Annotated in this window: 16 protein-coding genes; 8 read left to right on the top strand and 8 right to left on the bottom strand. The window is 61.6% G+C overall.

Features of this window, described 5'->3' with window-relative positions; all coding sequences use genetic code 11:
• Window positions 1-29: 29 nt before the first annotated feature.
• The 4 genes from UCMB321_RS22585 to UCMB321_RS22600 all read left to right on the top strand — a co-directional run bounded on the left by UCMB321_RS22585 (window position 30) and on the right by UCMB321_RS22600 (window position 3518).
• Complete coding sequence (locus tag UCMB321_RS22585) at window positions 30-1841, top strand: penicillin-binding protein activator (protein WP_040070765.1); 1812 nt, start codon at window positions 30-32, stop codon at window positions 1839-1841.
• A complete protein-coding gene (locus UCMB321_RS22590) occupies window positions 1841-2212 on the top strand; it encodes a YraN family protein (protein ID WP_040070766.1) in 372 nt (123 codons plus the stop codon). Before UCMB321_RS22585 ends, UCMB321_RS22590 begins: the two co-directional genes overlap by 1 nt.
• A gap of 137 nt (window positions 2213-2349) precedes the next feature.
• A complete protein-coding gene (locus UCMB321_RS22595) occupies window positions 2350-2943 on the top strand; it encodes a phosphoheptose isomerase (RefSeq protein WP_040070768.1) in 594 nt (197 codons plus the stop codon).
• The gene (locus tag UCMB321_RS22600; RefSeq protein WP_040070769.1) at window positions 2940-3518 is read left to right on the top strand and encodes a BON domain-containing protein; all 579 of its coding nucleotides are present in this window, start codon (window positions 2940-2942) and stop codon (window positions 3516-3518) included. The genes UCMB321_RS22595 and UCMB321_RS22600 overlap by 4 nt, the downstream gene beginning before the upstream one ends.
• Before the next feature lie 161 nt (window positions 3519-3679).
• Here UCMB321_RS22600 and UCMB321_RS22605 read toward each other — a convergent pair whose 3' ends face one another.
• The 7 genes from UCMB321_RS22605 to rplM all read right to left on the bottom strand — a co-directional run bounded on the left by UCMB321_RS22605 (window position 3680) and on the right by rplM (window position 8585).
• A complete protein-coding gene (locus tag UCMB321_RS22605) occupies window positions 3680-4093 on the bottom strand; it encodes a ClpXP protease specificity-enhancing factor (RefSeq protein ID WP_040070770.1) in 414 nt (137 codons plus the stop codon).
• A gap of 11 nt (window positions 4094-4104) precedes the next feature.
• A complete protein-coding gene (locus UCMB321_RS22610; protein ID WP_040070771.1) occupies window positions 4105-4722 on the bottom strand; it encodes a glutathione S-transferase N-terminal domain-containing protein in 618 nt (205 codons plus the stop codon).
• 183 nt (window positions 4723-4905) lie between these two features.
• Window positions 4906-5688 (bottom strand): cytochrome c1, encoded by a 783-nt coding sequence (locus UCMB321_RS22615; RefSeq protein ID WP_040070773.1) that lies wholly within the window; start codon window positions 5686-5688, stop codon window positions 4906-4908.
• Window positions 5688-6899 carry a cytochrome b gene (locus UCMB321_RS22620; protein ID WP_040070774.1) on the bottom strand — a complete coding sequence of 404 codons (1212 nt, stop codon included), beginning with the start codon at window positions 6897-6899 and terminating at the stop codon, window positions 5688-5690. Before UCMB321_RS22620 ends, UCMB321_RS22615 begins: the two co-directional genes overlap by 1 nt.
• Window positions 6899-7495, bottom strand: a complete 597-nt coding sequence (gene petA, locus UCMB321_RS22625) for a ubiquinol-cytochrome c reductase iron-sulfur subunit (RefSeq protein ID WP_040070775.1) — start codon at window positions 7493-7495, stop codon at window positions 6899-6901. Before petA ends, UCMB321_RS22620 begins: the two co-directional genes overlap by 1 nt.
• A 254-nt stretch (window positions 7496-7749) precedes the next feature.
• Entirely contained in the window at window positions 7750-8142 is a 393-nt protein-coding gene (gene rpsI / locus UCMB321_RS22630; RefSeq protein WP_007956794.1) for a 30S ribosomal protein S9, read from the bottom strand.
• Window positions 8143-8156: 14 nt separating this feature from the next.
• Complete coding sequence (rplM, locus tag UCMB321_RS22635; protein ID WP_040070777.1) at window positions 8157-8585, bottom strand: 50S ribosomal protein L13; 429 nt, start codon at window positions 8583-8585, stop codon at window positions 8157-8159.
• 245 nt (window positions 8586-8830) lie between these two features.
• On the opposite strand from rplM, the gene UCMB321_RS22640 reads away from it, so the two are divergent.
• The gene (locus tag UCMB321_RS22640; protein WP_040070778.1) at window positions 8831-9871 is read left to right on the top strand and encodes an NADP(H)-dependent aldo-keto reductase; all 1041 of its coding nucleotides are present in this window, start codon (window positions 8831-8833) and stop codon (window positions 9869-9871) included.
• A 132-nt stretch (window positions 9872-10003) separates the two neighbouring features.
• Here UCMB321_RS22640 and UCMB321_RS22645 read toward each other — a convergent pair whose 3' ends face one another.
• Window positions 10004-11140 (bottom strand): acyl-CoA dehydrogenase family protein, encoded by a 1137-nt coding sequence (locus tag UCMB321_RS22645; RefSeq protein WP_040070780.1) that lies wholly within the window; start codon window positions 11138-11140, stop codon window positions 10004-10006.
• 261 nt (window positions 11141-11401) lie between these two features.
• Here UCMB321_RS22645 and UCMB321_RS22650 point away from each other — a divergent pair, with 261 nt between their 5' ends.
• From UCMB321_RS22650 to UCMB321_RS22660, 3 genes are all read left to right on the top strand, one after another.
• Entirely contained in the window at window positions 11402-12298 is an 897-nt protein-coding gene (locus UCMB321_RS22650) for a GlxA family transcriptional regulator (RefSeq protein WP_209437201.1), read from the top strand.
• A gap of 137 nt (window positions 12299-12435) precedes the next feature.
• Window positions 12436-14415, top strand: a complete 1980-nt coding sequence (locus tag UCMB321_RS22655; RefSeq protein WP_052451342.1) for a flavin monoamine oxidase family protein — start codon at window positions 12436-12438, stop codon at window positions 14413-14415.
• Between the two features lie 112 nt (window positions 14416-14527).
• The gene (locus tag UCMB321_RS22660) at window positions 14528-15424 is read left to right on the top strand and encodes a nitrilase family protein (RefSeq protein WP_040070782.1); all 897 of its coding nucleotides are present in this window, start codon (window positions 14528-14530) and stop codon (window positions 15422-15424) included.
• Window positions 15425-15433 lie beyond the last annotated feature (9 nt).

Raw genomic sequence — 15433 nt, forward strand, 5'->3', positions numbered from 1 at the left:
CTCATATGATCGAGTAACAGGAACACTACATGATCGCTTGCCTGCGGCTGTTCTCTGCCCTCTGCCTCGCTGCCCTGCTGGCGGCTTGCGCCAGCTCGCCCTCCTCCAGCCTTGGCGAACTCCCACGGACCCCGAATGCCAGCATCGAGCAGTTGCTCGAACAGGCGGCCTCCAGCAAGACACCGGAACAGGCCGCCATGCTGCGCCTGAGCGCTGCCGACCTGGCCTACCACCAGAAAGACAGCGGGCGTGCCGCGCAGATTCTTGCGCAGGTGCCCCTGAACACCCTCAAGCCGGCGCAACAGGTGTACGCCAGCACCCTGGCGGCCGAACTGGCCATGACCCGCAACCAGCCCAAGGCGGCACTGACCGCCTTGAGCCATCCGAGCCTGGAACGCCTCGGCGAACTCCCGGTGGACCTGCAGGTGCGTACCCAGACCGTGCGCGCCCGCGCCCTCGAAGCCGACGGCCAGACCCTGGCCGCTGCCCGCGAGCGCATCTTCATCGCCCCGCTGCTCAGCGGCGACGCGGCCAGGAACAACCATGAAGCCATCTGGGCACTGATCGCGGCCCTGCCGACCGACCAGTTGCAGCCCACCGGCAACGACGACCTCAGCGGCTGGTTGAGCCTGGCGCGGGCGGTGAAGTCGTCCGGCACCCTGGAGCAGCAGCAGGCCGCCATCGACACCTGGCGCGCACAGAACCCCAAGCACCCGGCCGCCCAGCAATTGCCGCTGGCATTGGTGAAACTCAAGGAACTGGCCAGCCAGCCGCTGAGCAAGATTGCCCTGCTGCTGCCGCAGGACGGCCCGCTGGCCTCGGTAGGCAAGGCCCTGCGTGAAGGCTTCATGGCCGCTCACTACCAGGCCCAACAGGCCGGCCAGAAGCCACCCGCCATCGAGTTCTACGACAGCTCGCGCATCGGCTCCCTGGATGACTTCTATCGCAAGGCCCAGGCCTCCGGCGTGCAGCTGGTGATCGGCCCGCTGGAGAAGCCACTGGTCAAGCAGCTCAGCGCTCGCCCGCAACTGCCGATCACCACCCTGGCGCTGAACTACAGCGAAAGCGCGCAGAACCCGGCACAACTGTTCCAGTTCGGCCTGGCCGCCGAAGACGAAGCCCGCGAAGTGGCCCGTCGCGCCCGCGCCGACGGCCTGCACCGCGCTGCCGTCATGGTGCCGAAAGGCGAATGGGGTGATCGCGTCCTCAAGGCCTTCCGTCAGAACTGGGAAACCAACGGCGGCACCGTGGTCGGTATCGAGCGCGTCGACCAGCCGGTCGCCCTGGCCCAGCAGATCGCCGAGCTGTTCCAACTGCGCCAGAGCGAAGGCCGCGCCAAGAGCCTGCAAAGCACGGTCGGTGGCCAGGTCGCCGCCCAGCCGTCGCGTCGCCAGGACATCGAGTTCATCTTCCTCGCCGCGACTCCGCAGCAGGCGCAACAGATCAAGCCGACCCTGAACTTCCAGTACGCCGGTGACGTGCCGGTATACGCCACCTCCCATGTGTTCAGCGCCACCGGTGACCAGAACCAGTACAACGACATGAACGGCATTCGCTTCTGCGAAACCCCCTGGCTGCTGGACGCCAACGACCCGCTGCGCCGGCAGGTCACCGCACAGTGGCCGCAGGCCGGCGGCGCCCTCGGTCGCCTGTACGCCATGGGTGTCGACGCCTATCGCCTGGCTCCGCGCCTGGGCCAGCTCAAGGCCCTGCCCGACAGCCGCATCGACGGCCTCTCCGGCAGCCTGAGCATGGACGCGGCGCAACGGGTCGAACGCCAGCTGCCTTGGGCGCAGTTCGTCAGCGGCCAGGTCCAGCGCCTGCCGGATACGCCGCGCTGATGGCGCCAGCCGCCCATCTGGAACATGGCAAGGATGCCGAGCGCCTCGCGCTGCGGCATCTTGAACAACAGGGTCTGCGCCTGCTGGCGCAGAACTGGTCATGTAAACGGGGCGAGCTGGATCTGGTCATGCTCGACGGCGATACAGTAGTATTCGTCGAAGTTCGTTACAGGAAAAACACCCAATGGGGTGGCGCACTGGGCAGCATCGATGCCCGCAAGCGCAAAAAAGTAATATTCGCCGCGCAGTATTTCCTGCAACGCGAGTCACGCTGGGCCCAATGCCCTTGCCGTTTCGACGTGGTGGCCATAGACGGCCCGGTCGAGACGGCGCCCCAGTTGAACTGGCTACGGAATGCCTTCGACAGCTGATCCAGGCTGTCGGCCCGATGTCTCTTTTCACACACCGATTTTGCTCTTTGCTTTGCGGGCTGCACATTCTTGTGCCGGGCAGCCACCGGGAAAACCCGGTCCGCGCTCGACCAGCCGCCCTACTTAAGGTCACATAGATGGATATGCAATCCCGAATTCGCCAGCTTTTCCAGGCCAGTATCGACACCAAGCAGCAGGCGATGGACGTTCTTGCACCTCACATCGAGCAAGCCAGCCAGGTCATGGTCAATGCCCTGCTCAACGAAGGCAAAATGCTCTCCTGCGGCAACGGCGGTTCCGCCGGCGATGCCCAGCACTTTTCCTCGGAACTGCTCAACCGCTTCGAGCGCGAGCGACCGAGCCTGCCGGCCATTGCCCTGACCACCGACAGCTCGACCCTCACCTCGATCGCCAACGACTACAGCTACAACGAAGTCTTCTCCAAACAGATCCGCGCCCTGGGCCAACCGGGCGACGTCCTGCTGGCGATTTCCACCAGCGGCAACTCCGCCAACATCATTCAGGCCATCCAGGCCGCACATGACCGCGAAATGATTGTCGTAGCCTTGACGGGACGCGATGGCGGCGGTATGGCTTCCCTGCTGCTGCCTGAAGATGTCGAGATTCGCGTCCCAGCCAACGTCACCGCACGTATTCAGGAAGTCCACCTGCTGGCGATCCATTGCCTCTGCGATCTGATCGACAGCCAATTGTTCGGGAGTGAAGAATGACCATCAATCGCCTTAGCCTGCTGGCCGTGACCCTGTGCCTGGGCCTCAGCGGCTGCAGTTCGGTGCTGACCGCCACCCGCGACGAACCGATCAACGATGATCGCGGCACCCGTACCCTGGGCAGCAAGATCGACGATTCGCTGATCGACACCAAGGTCGCGGTCAACGTCGCCAAGGCCGACCCCGCCCTCGAAAACGGCTCGCACATTGTCGTCACCAGCTACAACGGGATTGTGCTGCTCGCCGGCCAGACCCCTCGCGAAGACCTCAAGGCCAAGGCCGAACAGGCCGCGGCGGCGGTCCAACGGGTGAAGAAGGTCAACAACGAACTGCAGGTCCTCGAACCGTCCTCGCTGGCGGCACGCACCAGCGATAACTGGCTGACCACCAAGATCAAGACCCAGATGCTGGCCGACAATGCCATTCCCGGCTCGCGCATCAAGGTCGTCACCGAGAACGGCATCGTCTACCTGCTGGGCCTGGTCACCCGGGATGAAGCCAATCGCGCTACCAACCTGGTGCAGGGCGTCAGCGGCGTGCAGAAGATCGTCAAGCTGTTCGAGTACATCGACTGATTCGCTAACTACTGTGGGAGCCGGCTTGCTGCGGGCGGCGTTCCGACGATGAGGCCAGTGAGCCTTGCATCGCCTGATCGGCCGCCATCGCCGGCAAGCCGGCTCCTACAGGGTTGCGATCCAGACGAAAAAAAGGCGACCCGGATGGGTCGCCTTTTTTATTACTTCACCACCTTCAAGCTTGGCCGACCGCTGGGGCGCGGCGGCTCGGAACCTGGCGGCGGACCGTCGTCGTCCGGCTCGACCCCGTCATCGCCCTCCAGGGGCGCTTCCAGCTCGAAGACCATGCCCTGGCCATTCTCCCGGGCGTAGATCCCGAGAATGGCGCTGATCGGTACGTAAAGCGTATGCGGCACACCCCCGAAACGGCCTTCGAAGCTGACCGCCTCGTTGTCCATGTGCAAGTGACGCACCGCACTGGGGGAAACGTTCAAGACGATTTGTCCGTCACTGGCAAAACCTTGCGGCACCTGGACCGAGGGATACTCGGAGTTGACCAGTATGTGCGGCGTACAATCGTTATCCACTATCCATTCGTACAGGGCACGAATCAAATAAGGGCGACTGGAGTTCATAAAACAGCTCCTTAGCGCATATCGCGTTCGACAGCAGACAGGCTTGCCTGGAAAGCCTCACGCGCGAACTGGCGCTCCATATAATCGAGCAACGGCTTGGCGGGCCGCGGCAATTCAATACCCAGAATCGGTAGACGCCAGAGTATCGGTAATAGGCAGCAGTCCACCAGACTTTGCTCGGCACTCAAGAAAAATGGCTTGTCGGCAAACAGCGGTGACGCCCCTGTCAGGCTCTCACGCAGCTCCTTGCGCGCCTGCACACGCGCCGGCTCCTTGCTGCGCGGATCCAGAATCACATCCACCAGCGCACACCAGTCACGCTGGATGCGATGGATCAACAAACGGCTGTTGGCTCGTGCCACAGGATAAACCGGCAGCAGCGGCGGATGCGGATAACGCTCATCCAGATATTCCATCACCACCGTCGACTCCCACAACGCCAGGTCACGATCGACCAGGGTGGGCAGGCTGCCGTAGGGGTTCACTTCGATCAGCTTCGACGGCTGACGCCCCGCCTCCACACTGATGATTTCGGCGCTGACACCCTTCTCTGCAAGTACGATGCGCACCCGATGGGAATAGTGGTCGGCGGGGTCGGAGTAACAGGCCAACCGATTGGTCACGCCCATGGCGGTCCTCCTCGCTTGTTGAATTTGTCGAAACGGAAAAACGCGCGCGCCCAAGGGAAGCCTCCCGTAGCCGCAGGCCGGACAGGGTGAAACCGTTGCCGGCCCCACCCCGTCCGTACCCACTTGCTACATCTTCAGAGGCACCCTTGGGCGCGCACGATTGACCGCTATATTACAACGTTATCAGTGCACATCCTTCCAGTATTCGCGCTTGAGCAGATAAGCGAACACGAAGAAGAAGGCCAGGTACAGCAAAACGTAGGTACCGATGCGCTGATGCTCCAGCTTCACCGGGTTGGCCGAGTAGGCCAGGAAGGTCACCAGGTTCTTGACCTTCTCATCGAATTGCTCTTCGCTCAAGGCGCCGGTTTTCGGCACGATGGTCAACTGATCGCACGCCTCATGGGTCAAAGGCGTACCGGTCAGCGGATCATACTGCTTCTTGCCGTCCTCGACGATTTGAACCTGCTTGCATCCGATCACCTGACGCCCCTGCAGCCCCACCAGCACGTTAGGCATGCCGACGTTCGGGAAGACCTTGTTGTTCACGCCCCAGGGACGCGTCGGATCTTCGTAGAAAGACCGCAGGTAGCCGTAGAGCCAGTCGGTACCGCGCACACGGGCAACCAGGGTCAGGTCGGGCGGTGCCGCCCCGAACCAGGCCTTGGCGTCAGCCGGCTGCATGCCGATGGTCATGTGGTCGCCGATCTTGGCGCCGGTGAACACCAGGTTCTTGAGCATCAGGTCATGGGGAATCCCCAGGTCGTCGGCGACACGCTCATAACGCTGGAACTTGGCACTGTGGCAACCCATGCAATAGTTGGCAAAGGTCCGCGCACCATCCTGCATGGCCGCCTTGTCGGAAACGTCGATATCGACTTTTTCAAGTTCCGGACCGCCATGCTCGGCGGCGAAAGACAGGAGCGGCAGGGCCGCAAGCATCAACACTGCAAATAATTTTTTCATCAGCCAGTCACCCTTTCCGGAACCGGTTTGGTCTTCTCGAGCCGGGTATAGAACGGCATCAGAATGAAGTAGGCGAAATACAGGACGGTGCACACCCGCGACAGCAGCGTACGCTCCGGCGTCGGCGGCATCACGCCCAACCAGCCGAGGGTCACGAAGGCGATGCAGAACACCCACAACCAGATCTTGCTCAGCCAGCCCTTGTAGCGCATGGACTTGACCGGGCTACGATCCAGCCACGGCAGGACGAACAGCACGGCGATCGACGCGCCCATGGCCATGACGCCCATGAGTTTGTCCGGAACCGCCCGCAGGATCGCGTAGAACGGGGTGAAGTACCAGACCGGGGCGATGTGCTCAGGCGTCTTGAACGCGTTGGCCACTTCGAAGTTGGGTTTTTCGAGGAAATACCCCCCCATTTCCGGGAAGAAAAACACGATGGAACAGAAGATGAACAGGAACACCACCACGCCGACGATGTCCTTCACGGTGTAGTACGGGTGGAAGGCGATGCCATCCAGCGGCACACCGTTTTCGTCCTTGAGCTTCTTGATGTCGACGCCGTCCGGGTTGTTCGAACCGACTTCGTGCAGCGCCAGCACGTGCAGCACCACCAGGCCCAGGATCACGATCGGCAAGGCCACCACGTGCAGGGCGAAGAAGCGGTTCAGGGTAATCCCGGAAATCAGGTAGTCACCACGAATCCACTGGGTCAGGTCGTTGCCGATGACCGGGATCGCGCCGAACAGCGAGATGATCACCTGGGCCCCCCAGTAGGACATCTGGCCCCACGGCAGCAGGTAGCCCATGAAGGCCTCGGCCATCAGCGCCAGGTAGATCAGCATGCCGAACAGCCACACCAGCTCACGGGGTTTCTGGTACGAACCGTAGAGCAGGCCACGGAACATGTGCAGGTAGACCACAATGAAGAACGCCGAAGCGCCGGTGGAGTGCAGCAGGCGCAGGATCGAGCCGTACTCGACGTCGCGCATGATGTATTCGACGGAGGCGAAGGCCTCTTCCGCCGACGGGGTGTAGCTCATGGTCAGCCAGACACCGGTGACGATCTGGTTGACCAGCACCAGCAGCGCCAGGGAGCCAAAGAAATAGAAGAAGTTGAAGTTTTTTGGAGCGTAATACTTGCTGAGGTGGTCTTCCCACATCTTGGTGGCGGGAAAACGTGCATCGACCCAATCCATGAACTTGCTCATCACGCTTTCTCCTTATCGACGCCAACGACAATGATCGTGTCGGACTCATAGGAATGCGGTGGAACCGGCAGGTTCAAAGGCGCGGGTTGCGACTTGTAGACGCGGCCAGCCAGATCGTAGTGGGAACCGTGGCAAGGGCAGAAATAGCCACCGACCCAGTCTTTGCCCAGATCGGCGGGCGCCACTTCCGGACGGAATGTCGGTGAGCACCCCAGGTGGGTGCAGATACCGATCAGCAGCAGGACCTCTGGCTTGATCGACCGGTTTTTCGGGTCGACATAGGTGGGCTGTACGGAACTCTTGGATTCGGGATCAGACAATTGACCCTCGATCTTGCTGAGATTTGCCAGGATCTCCGGGGTACGGCGCACGATAAACACCGGCTGACCTCGCCACTCGGCAATCATCTGCTGCCCGGGTTCGACCTTGCTGATATTCACCTTCACCGGTGCCCCTGCGGCTTTCGCCTTGGCACTGGGAAACCATGACCCCACGAACGGGACCGCAGCCCCCACCGCTCCTGCAGCTCCTACCACGGATGTGGCTGCTACGAGGAAGCGACGCCGGCCCGCATTCACGCCGTCATTGCTACTCATTCAGTCCTCTCCCATCAGCTTTGTGGCCTGTTAAATCAGGCATCTACTAAGTCAAACTTTGTACTTATAAAAATTTTGCCGAATGGTAATGAAAAGCCCCACGTATGACAAGGTAATTACCCGGCCCACCCTGCCCTAAGCCTTGTAGTATAGGGGCTCTACGGATGTGGCAAGTTGTCACAGGAAAATATTTCGCCCATAAAAAAAGCCCGGTTTCGCGAGGAAACCGGGCTTCTTTTGGAACGAAGAACGAATTAACGCTTCGAGTACTGCGGACGCTTACGCGCTTTACGCAGACCGACTTTCTTACGTTCAACTTCACGAGCATCGCGGGTTACGAAGCCGGCTTTGCGCAGGGCGCTGCGCAGAGTCTCGTCGTAGTCCATCAGGGCGCGAGTGATACCGTGGCGGATTGCGCCAGCTTGACCACTGACACCACCACCGATGACGGTGACGTAGATGTCGAACTTCTCGACAGTCTCAGTCAGTTCCAGCGGCTGGCGAACGACCATACGGGCAGTTTCGCGGCCGAAGAACGTGTCCAGGGAGCGGTTGTTGATGGAGATGTTGCCAGTGCCCGGACGCAGGAAAACGCGTGCGGTTGCAGTCTTGCGACGGCCAGTGCCGTAATTTTGAGTCGCCGACATAATGAACTATTCCGTTAAATCTTCAGTTCTTGGGGCTGCTGAGCAGTATGAGGGTGAGCAGCGCCCGCATAGACTTTCAGCTTACGGTACATGTCGCGACCCAGCGGGTTCTTAGGCAGCATGCCTTTGACCGCGGTCTCGATCACGCGCTCAGGGGCCTTGGCGATCAGCTTTTCAAAGTTGATCGACTTGATGCCGCCCGGGAAACCGGAGTGGGAGTAGTACATTTTGTCGGTGGTTTTAGCACCGGTAACGCGTACCTGCTCAGCATTGATCACAACGATGTAGTCACCGGTGTCGACGTGCGGAGTGTACTCAGGCTTGTGCTTGCCACGCAGGCGGCTCGCGATTTCGGTGGCCAGACGACCCAGGGTCTGACCGGCAGCGTCGACGATAAACCAGTCGCGCTTAACTGTTTCCGGTTTAGCAGTAAAAGTTTTCATTCTTTATAGCCTCAGGGGCCGCCTGTAAATAAGACGGCGGATCTTACTGAATAGTGCGTACTTTGACAAGGTCAAAGGCAGCCGGATACAGACGCTTTCGGGGGCTCGGGTCGGCGCGTCCGTTCAACGGCAAGATTCTTTGGCGGCGGCGCATCACTTCCACTGCATAAAGAGGTGCGCAATTATGCAGATTGCCAAAAAAATTTCAACCTGCTTTTATGGGTGCTTTCCCACAGGAGCAGCCAATGGAATACCGCCAGCTAGGCCGGACCGATCTGAACGTGAGCGCAATTTGCCTGGGGACCATGACCTGGGGCGAGCAGAACACCCAGGATCAAGCCTTTGCCCAGATCGAACGGGCGAAAAGCGCGGGCATCAATTTCATCGACACCGCAGAGATGTACCCGGTGCCGCCCAAGGCCGAAACCTACGCCAGCACCGAACGCATGATCGGCAACTGGTTCAAGCAGCGCGGCGACCGTGCCGACTGGATCCTGGCGAGCAAGATCGCCGGTCCCGGCAATGGCATCAACTATATCCGCGACGGCCAGCTCAAGCACAACCGCCGGCATATCGTCGAAGCCCTGGATGCCAGCCTCAAGCGCCTGCAGACCGACTGGATCGACCTCTACCAGTTGCACTGGCCGGAGCGCAGCACCAATTTCTTTGGCCAACTGGGCTACAAGCACAAGGCCGATGAAAGCTTCACGCCGATCGAGGAGATCCTCGAAGCCCTGGACGAGCAGGTCAAGGCCGGCAAGATCCGCCATATCGGCCTGTCCAACGAAACCCCGTGGGGCACCATGAAATTCCTGCTCGAGGCCGAGCGCCGCGGCTGGCCGCGGGCGGTGTCGATCCAGAACCCCTACAACCTGCTCAACCGCAGCTTCGAAGTGGGCCTGGCGGAAGTGGCCCTGCGCGAGCAGTGCGGCCTGCTGGCCTACTCGCCGATGGCGTTCGGCTTCCTGTCGGGCAAGTATGAAGGCGGAGCACGACCGGACAAGGCGCGCCTGAGCCTGTACAGCCGCTTCAGCCGTTACTTCAACCCGCAATCGGAGGCGGCCTGCAGCCGCTATGTCGCCCTGGCCCGCGAACATGGCCTGGATCCGGCGCAGATGGCCCTGGCGTTTGTGACCCAACAACCGTTCGTCACCAGCAACATCATTGGCGCGACGACGCTGGAGCAGTTGGACAGCAATATTGCCAGCATCGACCTGAAACTATCCGATGAAGTGCTGGCGGGCATCGAGGCGATCCACAAGGACCACCCGAACCCGGCGCCGTAACCCCCTCCCTTGTAGGAGCGAGCTTGCTCGCGATGGTAGTCGGGACACCGCGGGGTATCAGGTTTCCCGCGTCATCGTTGACGTCCATCGCGAGCAATCGAGCGTCGACCGGCTGCTCCTACAAAATGCCCGTCAAAGCGACCGGGCAATGATCTCCTTCATGATCTCATTGGTCCCGGCATAGATACGCTGCACCCGCGCATCCGCCCAGGCCCGGGCCACCGGGTATTCCCACATGAAGCCGTAGCCGCCGTGCAACTGCACGCATTCGTCGAGCACCTTGCATTGCAGGTCGGTGCCCCAGTACTTGGCCATCGCCGCCGTCGGCACATCGAGCTGCCCCTGCAGATGCAACTCCAGGCAGCGGTCGACGAACACCCGGCCGATCTGGATCTCGGTGGCCATTTCCGCCAGCTTGAAGCGGGTGTTCTGAAAGTCGGCAATGGATTTGCCAAAGGCCTTGCGCTCGCGGGTGTATTCCAGCGTCCACTGCAACGCCGCCTCGGCCGACGCCAGGCCACCCACCGCCACTGTCAGGCGCTCCTGGGGCAACTCCTGCATCAGATAGGCGAAGCCCATTCCAGCCTGCCCCAGCAGGTTTTCCCGGGGCACCCGCACATCCTGGAAAAACAGCTCGGACGTGTCCTGGGCCTTCATGCCGACCTTTTCCAGGCGCTTGCCCTTGGCGAACCCCGGCGTATCGGCTTCGACCAGGAACAGGCTGGTGCCCTTGGCCCCGGCTTTCGGATCGGTCTTGGCGACGACGATCACCAGGTCAGCGAGAAAACCGTTGGTGATAAAGGTCTTCGAGCCGTTGAGCACATACTCGTCACCGTCCAGCACCGCCGTGGTCTTCACTCCTTGCAGATCGGAGCCGGCCCCCGGCTCGGTCATCGCAATGGCCGTGACCATCTCGCCGGACACCAGCTTCGGCAGGTACTTGAGCTTCAGCGCCTCGCTGCCGTAATGCAGGATATAAGGCGCGACGATGTCCGAGTGCAGCGAAAAACCAATGCCGCTCAAGCCCAGCCGGCTGATTTCCTCGATCACCACGGCGCTGTAGAGAAAGTCCGCCGCCATGCCGCCGTAGGCCTCCGGCAGATGGGAGCAGAGCATGCCCGCCGCCCCCGCCTTGTTCCACAGCTCACGGTCGATATAGCCGCGTTTTTCCCACTGTGCATGGAAGGGCAGCGCCTCCTGCTCGAGAAACTTGCGCACACTGCTGCGAAACAGCTCGTGCTCGGAACTGAACAGGGTTCTGGGGATCATGGGGGCACCTGCAAGGACATTGAAGCCGGGATTGGCCCACAGAGCCTATGCCAGTGTTTTGCCGGGTAACACTGGACACATGCGACAAAAAATAAGACGATCCAGCCGTCAGTTGACCACTTTCCCCTATAAGAACTTTATCCTAATAAGAACAACGGAATTATGGCTAATCCACTCTCCACGCCCTTGCGGCGCGTCAGCATCCTGGCTATCGATCGGGTGTTCGCTTCCACCCTCATGCAAGCCAAGGACTTCTTCCACCTGGCCAGCCTGCGCTACGGCAAGCAGCTCGGCCACGGACTCACCAAGGCCTTCGAGACACGCCTGGTCAGCCCCGACGGCAAGCCGGTGTGCAGCTTCAGCGATGTGATCCTGCCGGTGGACGGCGGCCTGGGAAATGCCGACGTGATCGTCCTGCCCGCCTTCTGGGACGACTTCGATACCCTGTGCCGGCGTTACCCGCAAGTCATGCCCTGGCTGCGCGAGCAGCATGCCCGCGGCGCCGTGCTCTGTGGCGAGGCCACCGGGGTGTTCTGGCTGGCCGAGGCCGGCCTGCTGGACGGCAAGGAGGCGACCACCTACTGGCGCTTCTTCAATGCCTTCAGCGAGCGCTTCCCCAACGTCCAGTTGAACCAGGACAAGCACCTGACCGACGCCGACAACCTCTACTGCGCCGGCGGCACCACCTCGGCCTGCGACCTCTACATCTACCTGATCGAACGTTTCTGCGGGGCCAACGTCGCCCAGGCCGTGGCCCGCGATATCCTTTATGAGGTCCAGCGCAGCTACGCCCCGGGACGTATCGGCTTCGGCGGCCAGAAGCTGCATCAGGACGTGATCATCCTGCAGATCCAGCAATGGCTCGAAGAGCATTTCGCCGACAAGTTCCGCTTCGAGGATGTCGCCCGGGAACACGGCATGAGCATTCGCAACTTCATGCGCCGGTTCCAGACCGCCACTGGCGACAAGCCATTGCACTACCTGCAGCGCTTACGCATCGAGACCGCCAAGGGCCTGCTGTCGGGCTCGCGCAAGAGCATCAAGACCATCAGCTACGAAGTTGGCTATGACGATGCCAGCTTCTTTGCCCGATTGTTCCGTCAGCATACCGAGCTGTCGCCCAACCAGTATCGCCAGCAGTTCCAACAAGCGGCTTGAAGCCCGTGCGCCTCTTTCGACCCTAGCCGAAAGAGGCGCACGACCTTGCATAATTAATTACCACAGCGCCCTGCCCTCGCCTTCGTAGACTCGCTCCGGCAATCACTACCGATTGCCACTGACAAGGAGCGTCGACCATGCCTATTGGATTGGCCCAACAGCAGCCCTCTTTTCCTGCACCGACGGTGGAACACAACCGCGCCTGGCGCGCCCGCTTCCCCAATCCGCCGGACCTGTGCTTCGACTATCGCCGACTGGTCGAGCAGCCCGGCGGCGTCGCCCGTGCCACGGACAAGTCCCACCGGATCTGCATCATCGGTGCCGGCGTCACCGGCCTCACGGCGGCCCACGAGTTGCTGCGCTGCGGCTTCACCGACATCACCCTGCTCGAACAATCCCGCCGAATCGGCGGCCGGCACCTGACCGTGATCGACAGAAGCCAGCCCGCCACCCGCGGTTCCACGCCCTTCGAAATGGGCGCGATGCGCCTGCCCTACTTCAACCGCGCGGACGAAACGCCGCTGCAGGGGCGCTCCGTGCTGGCGCACTACACCCAGCGGTTCGACCTGCGCCTTTCGGACTTCGCCAACCCGGGCAGCGCCCAGGTCAGCAGCACCGGGATCTTTCTGCGCGACGGTCTCCTGGAGGGTCAGGACACACCGCGGATGCTGATCTGGGACAACCAGGACGGCCAGACCCCGCCACCGGGAAAACTGCTGAAACAGGTCCACGAAAAATGGCGCCTCTTCGCCGAACGCATGACCCGCCAGGTCCAGGCCCACTACGCCAGCGAGGGTTGGGAAAGCCTGTGGTCGGCCATTGTCCAGCGTTATGAAAGCCTGTCGTTTCGCAACCTCGTCAGCCTGCCGGCCATCAGCCACTGGCAAGCGGACGACCCGGGCAACTTTGGCGGCGTGGGCATGAGTGCCGAAGAGTCGGCGATCTTCTATGCCATCGGTATCGGCGACGGCAGTTGGGGCGCGTTCTACGACGCCTGCAGCCTGTACCCGATCCGCACCGCGATCTTCGGCTTCAGCCATCGCCTGCAATTGATGCACGGCCGTGTCGATGAACGCGGCGATCCACTGCCCTCGCCTCACCTGCAGGCCGGCACGCTGCTCGACAGCAACGGCCTGGCCTTCGACGCCCCACGCTACCTGGGCGTCGCCGCCCTGGACGAATGCCTGCTGTTCATGCCGGTGGAAAAAAGCGGCCTGTCCTTCTATGAACATTGCCGACAGCGCGGCGCCGGGTTCGCCACCCAGGCCCAGGTCAACGGCCTGAGCAAACTGCCCAACCAGCAGATTCGCGTTGACTATGCCTGGCAATGGAGCGATCCGCAGCGGCGCGAGCAGCGCAGCGAGCTGTTCGACTCGGTGATTCTCACCCTGCCGTCCTGGCTGATTGAAACCACCCTGGAGCTCAGGGGGTTCGACGAACAGATGCTGCCGTTCCACATCCGCAGCGCCTACAAGACCGCCCACTGGGAAACCAGCTGCAAGGTGTTTGCACCGCTGAAAAAAACCTTTTTCTCCGAGCCCCACGGCATCCCCCAGGCGCTGGTCACCGACAGCCTGATCCATGACATGTACACCTACCGCTACAACGACACCTACCCTTACGACTGCATCCTGCTGAGTTATACCTGGGAGGACGACGCGACCAAACTCGCGCTGTTTTCGGACCAGGAACTGGTCGACAAATGCGTCGGCGAGCTGGATCGGATACTGCTGCACGCCAGCAACATCAATCGGCGGATCTCGCCTTATATCGACACGCAAAAGGCCGCGGTGCATCGCTGGATGAGTGATCGCAACGCCCTGGGGGCCGCCAAACTCTACCGCCCCGGCACCTATTACGAGGCCATCGACCTGATGAACTACAACCGCCACTACGCCGCCCGCTCCGGCCTCTACCTGTGCGGCGAGTCCTTCTCGGTCGACGCCGGCTGGACCGAACCCTGCCTGCGGGGCGCCCTCGACGCCACCATCCACCTGTGCCAACGCACCGGCGCACAGTTCAATGGCGGCTTCAGCCTGGACCACTACCCCGAATACAGCGGACGACCGCCTGCCAACAACCCACCCACAGCGTTCAACATTCCCAGATCGCGCTAGGAAATACCCGACTGACTTACCAGAGGGCAACCGACATACATCATTCATTGAATGGCTTCTCATAGGCATATCAATCCATTCGGGTTGAATAACAAGAATGAGAGCACCTCAAATGAACGAATCCCGCCCCGCCGTCAGTCCCGTCCGCGTTGCCGTCGTGCAGTTCGATCCCCAAGCCGGTGTGGCCCACACCCCGCACAACCTGGACCGCAGCCTCGAGCTGGCGGGCCAGGCCATGCGTGGCGGTGCCGACCTGATCGTGCTGCCGGAACTGGCCAATACCGGCTATAGCTTCCAGAACCGCCAGGAGGCTTTCGCCCATGCCGAAGCGGTACCGGCAGGGCCCAGCGTGCAGGCCTGGATAAAATTCGCACAAGAACATCGGATTTACCTGGCGGCCGGCGTCGCCGAATGTGACGGCGTGCAGTTGTTCGATACGGCGGTACTGGTCGGGCCGGACGGTTTTATCGGCAAGTACCGCAAGGCGCATCTGTGGAATGAGGAGAAGCTCTGGTTCACCCCGGGGAACCAGGGTTTTCCGGTCTTCGACACCCCCATCGGGCGGATCGGCCTAATGATCTGCTGGGACATCTGGTTTCCCGAAGTACCGCGGCTGTTGAGCCAACAAGGGGCCGATATCATCTGCAGCCTGAACAACTGGGTCTGGACCCCGCCGCCACTGTTCGACGAGACCGGCAAGTGCATGGCCTCCTACCTGACCATCACCGCCGCCCACGTCAACAATGTGTTCATCGCCGCCGCCAACCGCATCGGCAGCGATCGCGGCGAGCGCTTCCTCGGCTGCTCGCTGATCGCCGGAACCAACGGCTGGCCGCTCAGCAAGGTGGCCTCGCCCGTCGATGAGGCCGTGCTGTTCGCCGATATCGATCTGGCCAGCGCCCGCAGCGCGCCGATCTGGAACAGCCTGAACGACCTGCCCAGGGACCGCCGGATCGATCTCTACGATGGCATGCTCGGCTACACCCGACACCCTGGCCTGCCGCGCTGAGGGGGCATC

Origin of the sequence: Pseudomonas batumici, from assembly GCF_000820515.1 — a bacterium.
In the GTDB taxonomy this organism is placed as follows: domain Bacteria; phylum Pseudomonadota; class Gammaproteobacteria; order Pseudomonadales; family Pseudomonadaceae; genus Aquipseudomonas; species Aquipseudomonas batumici.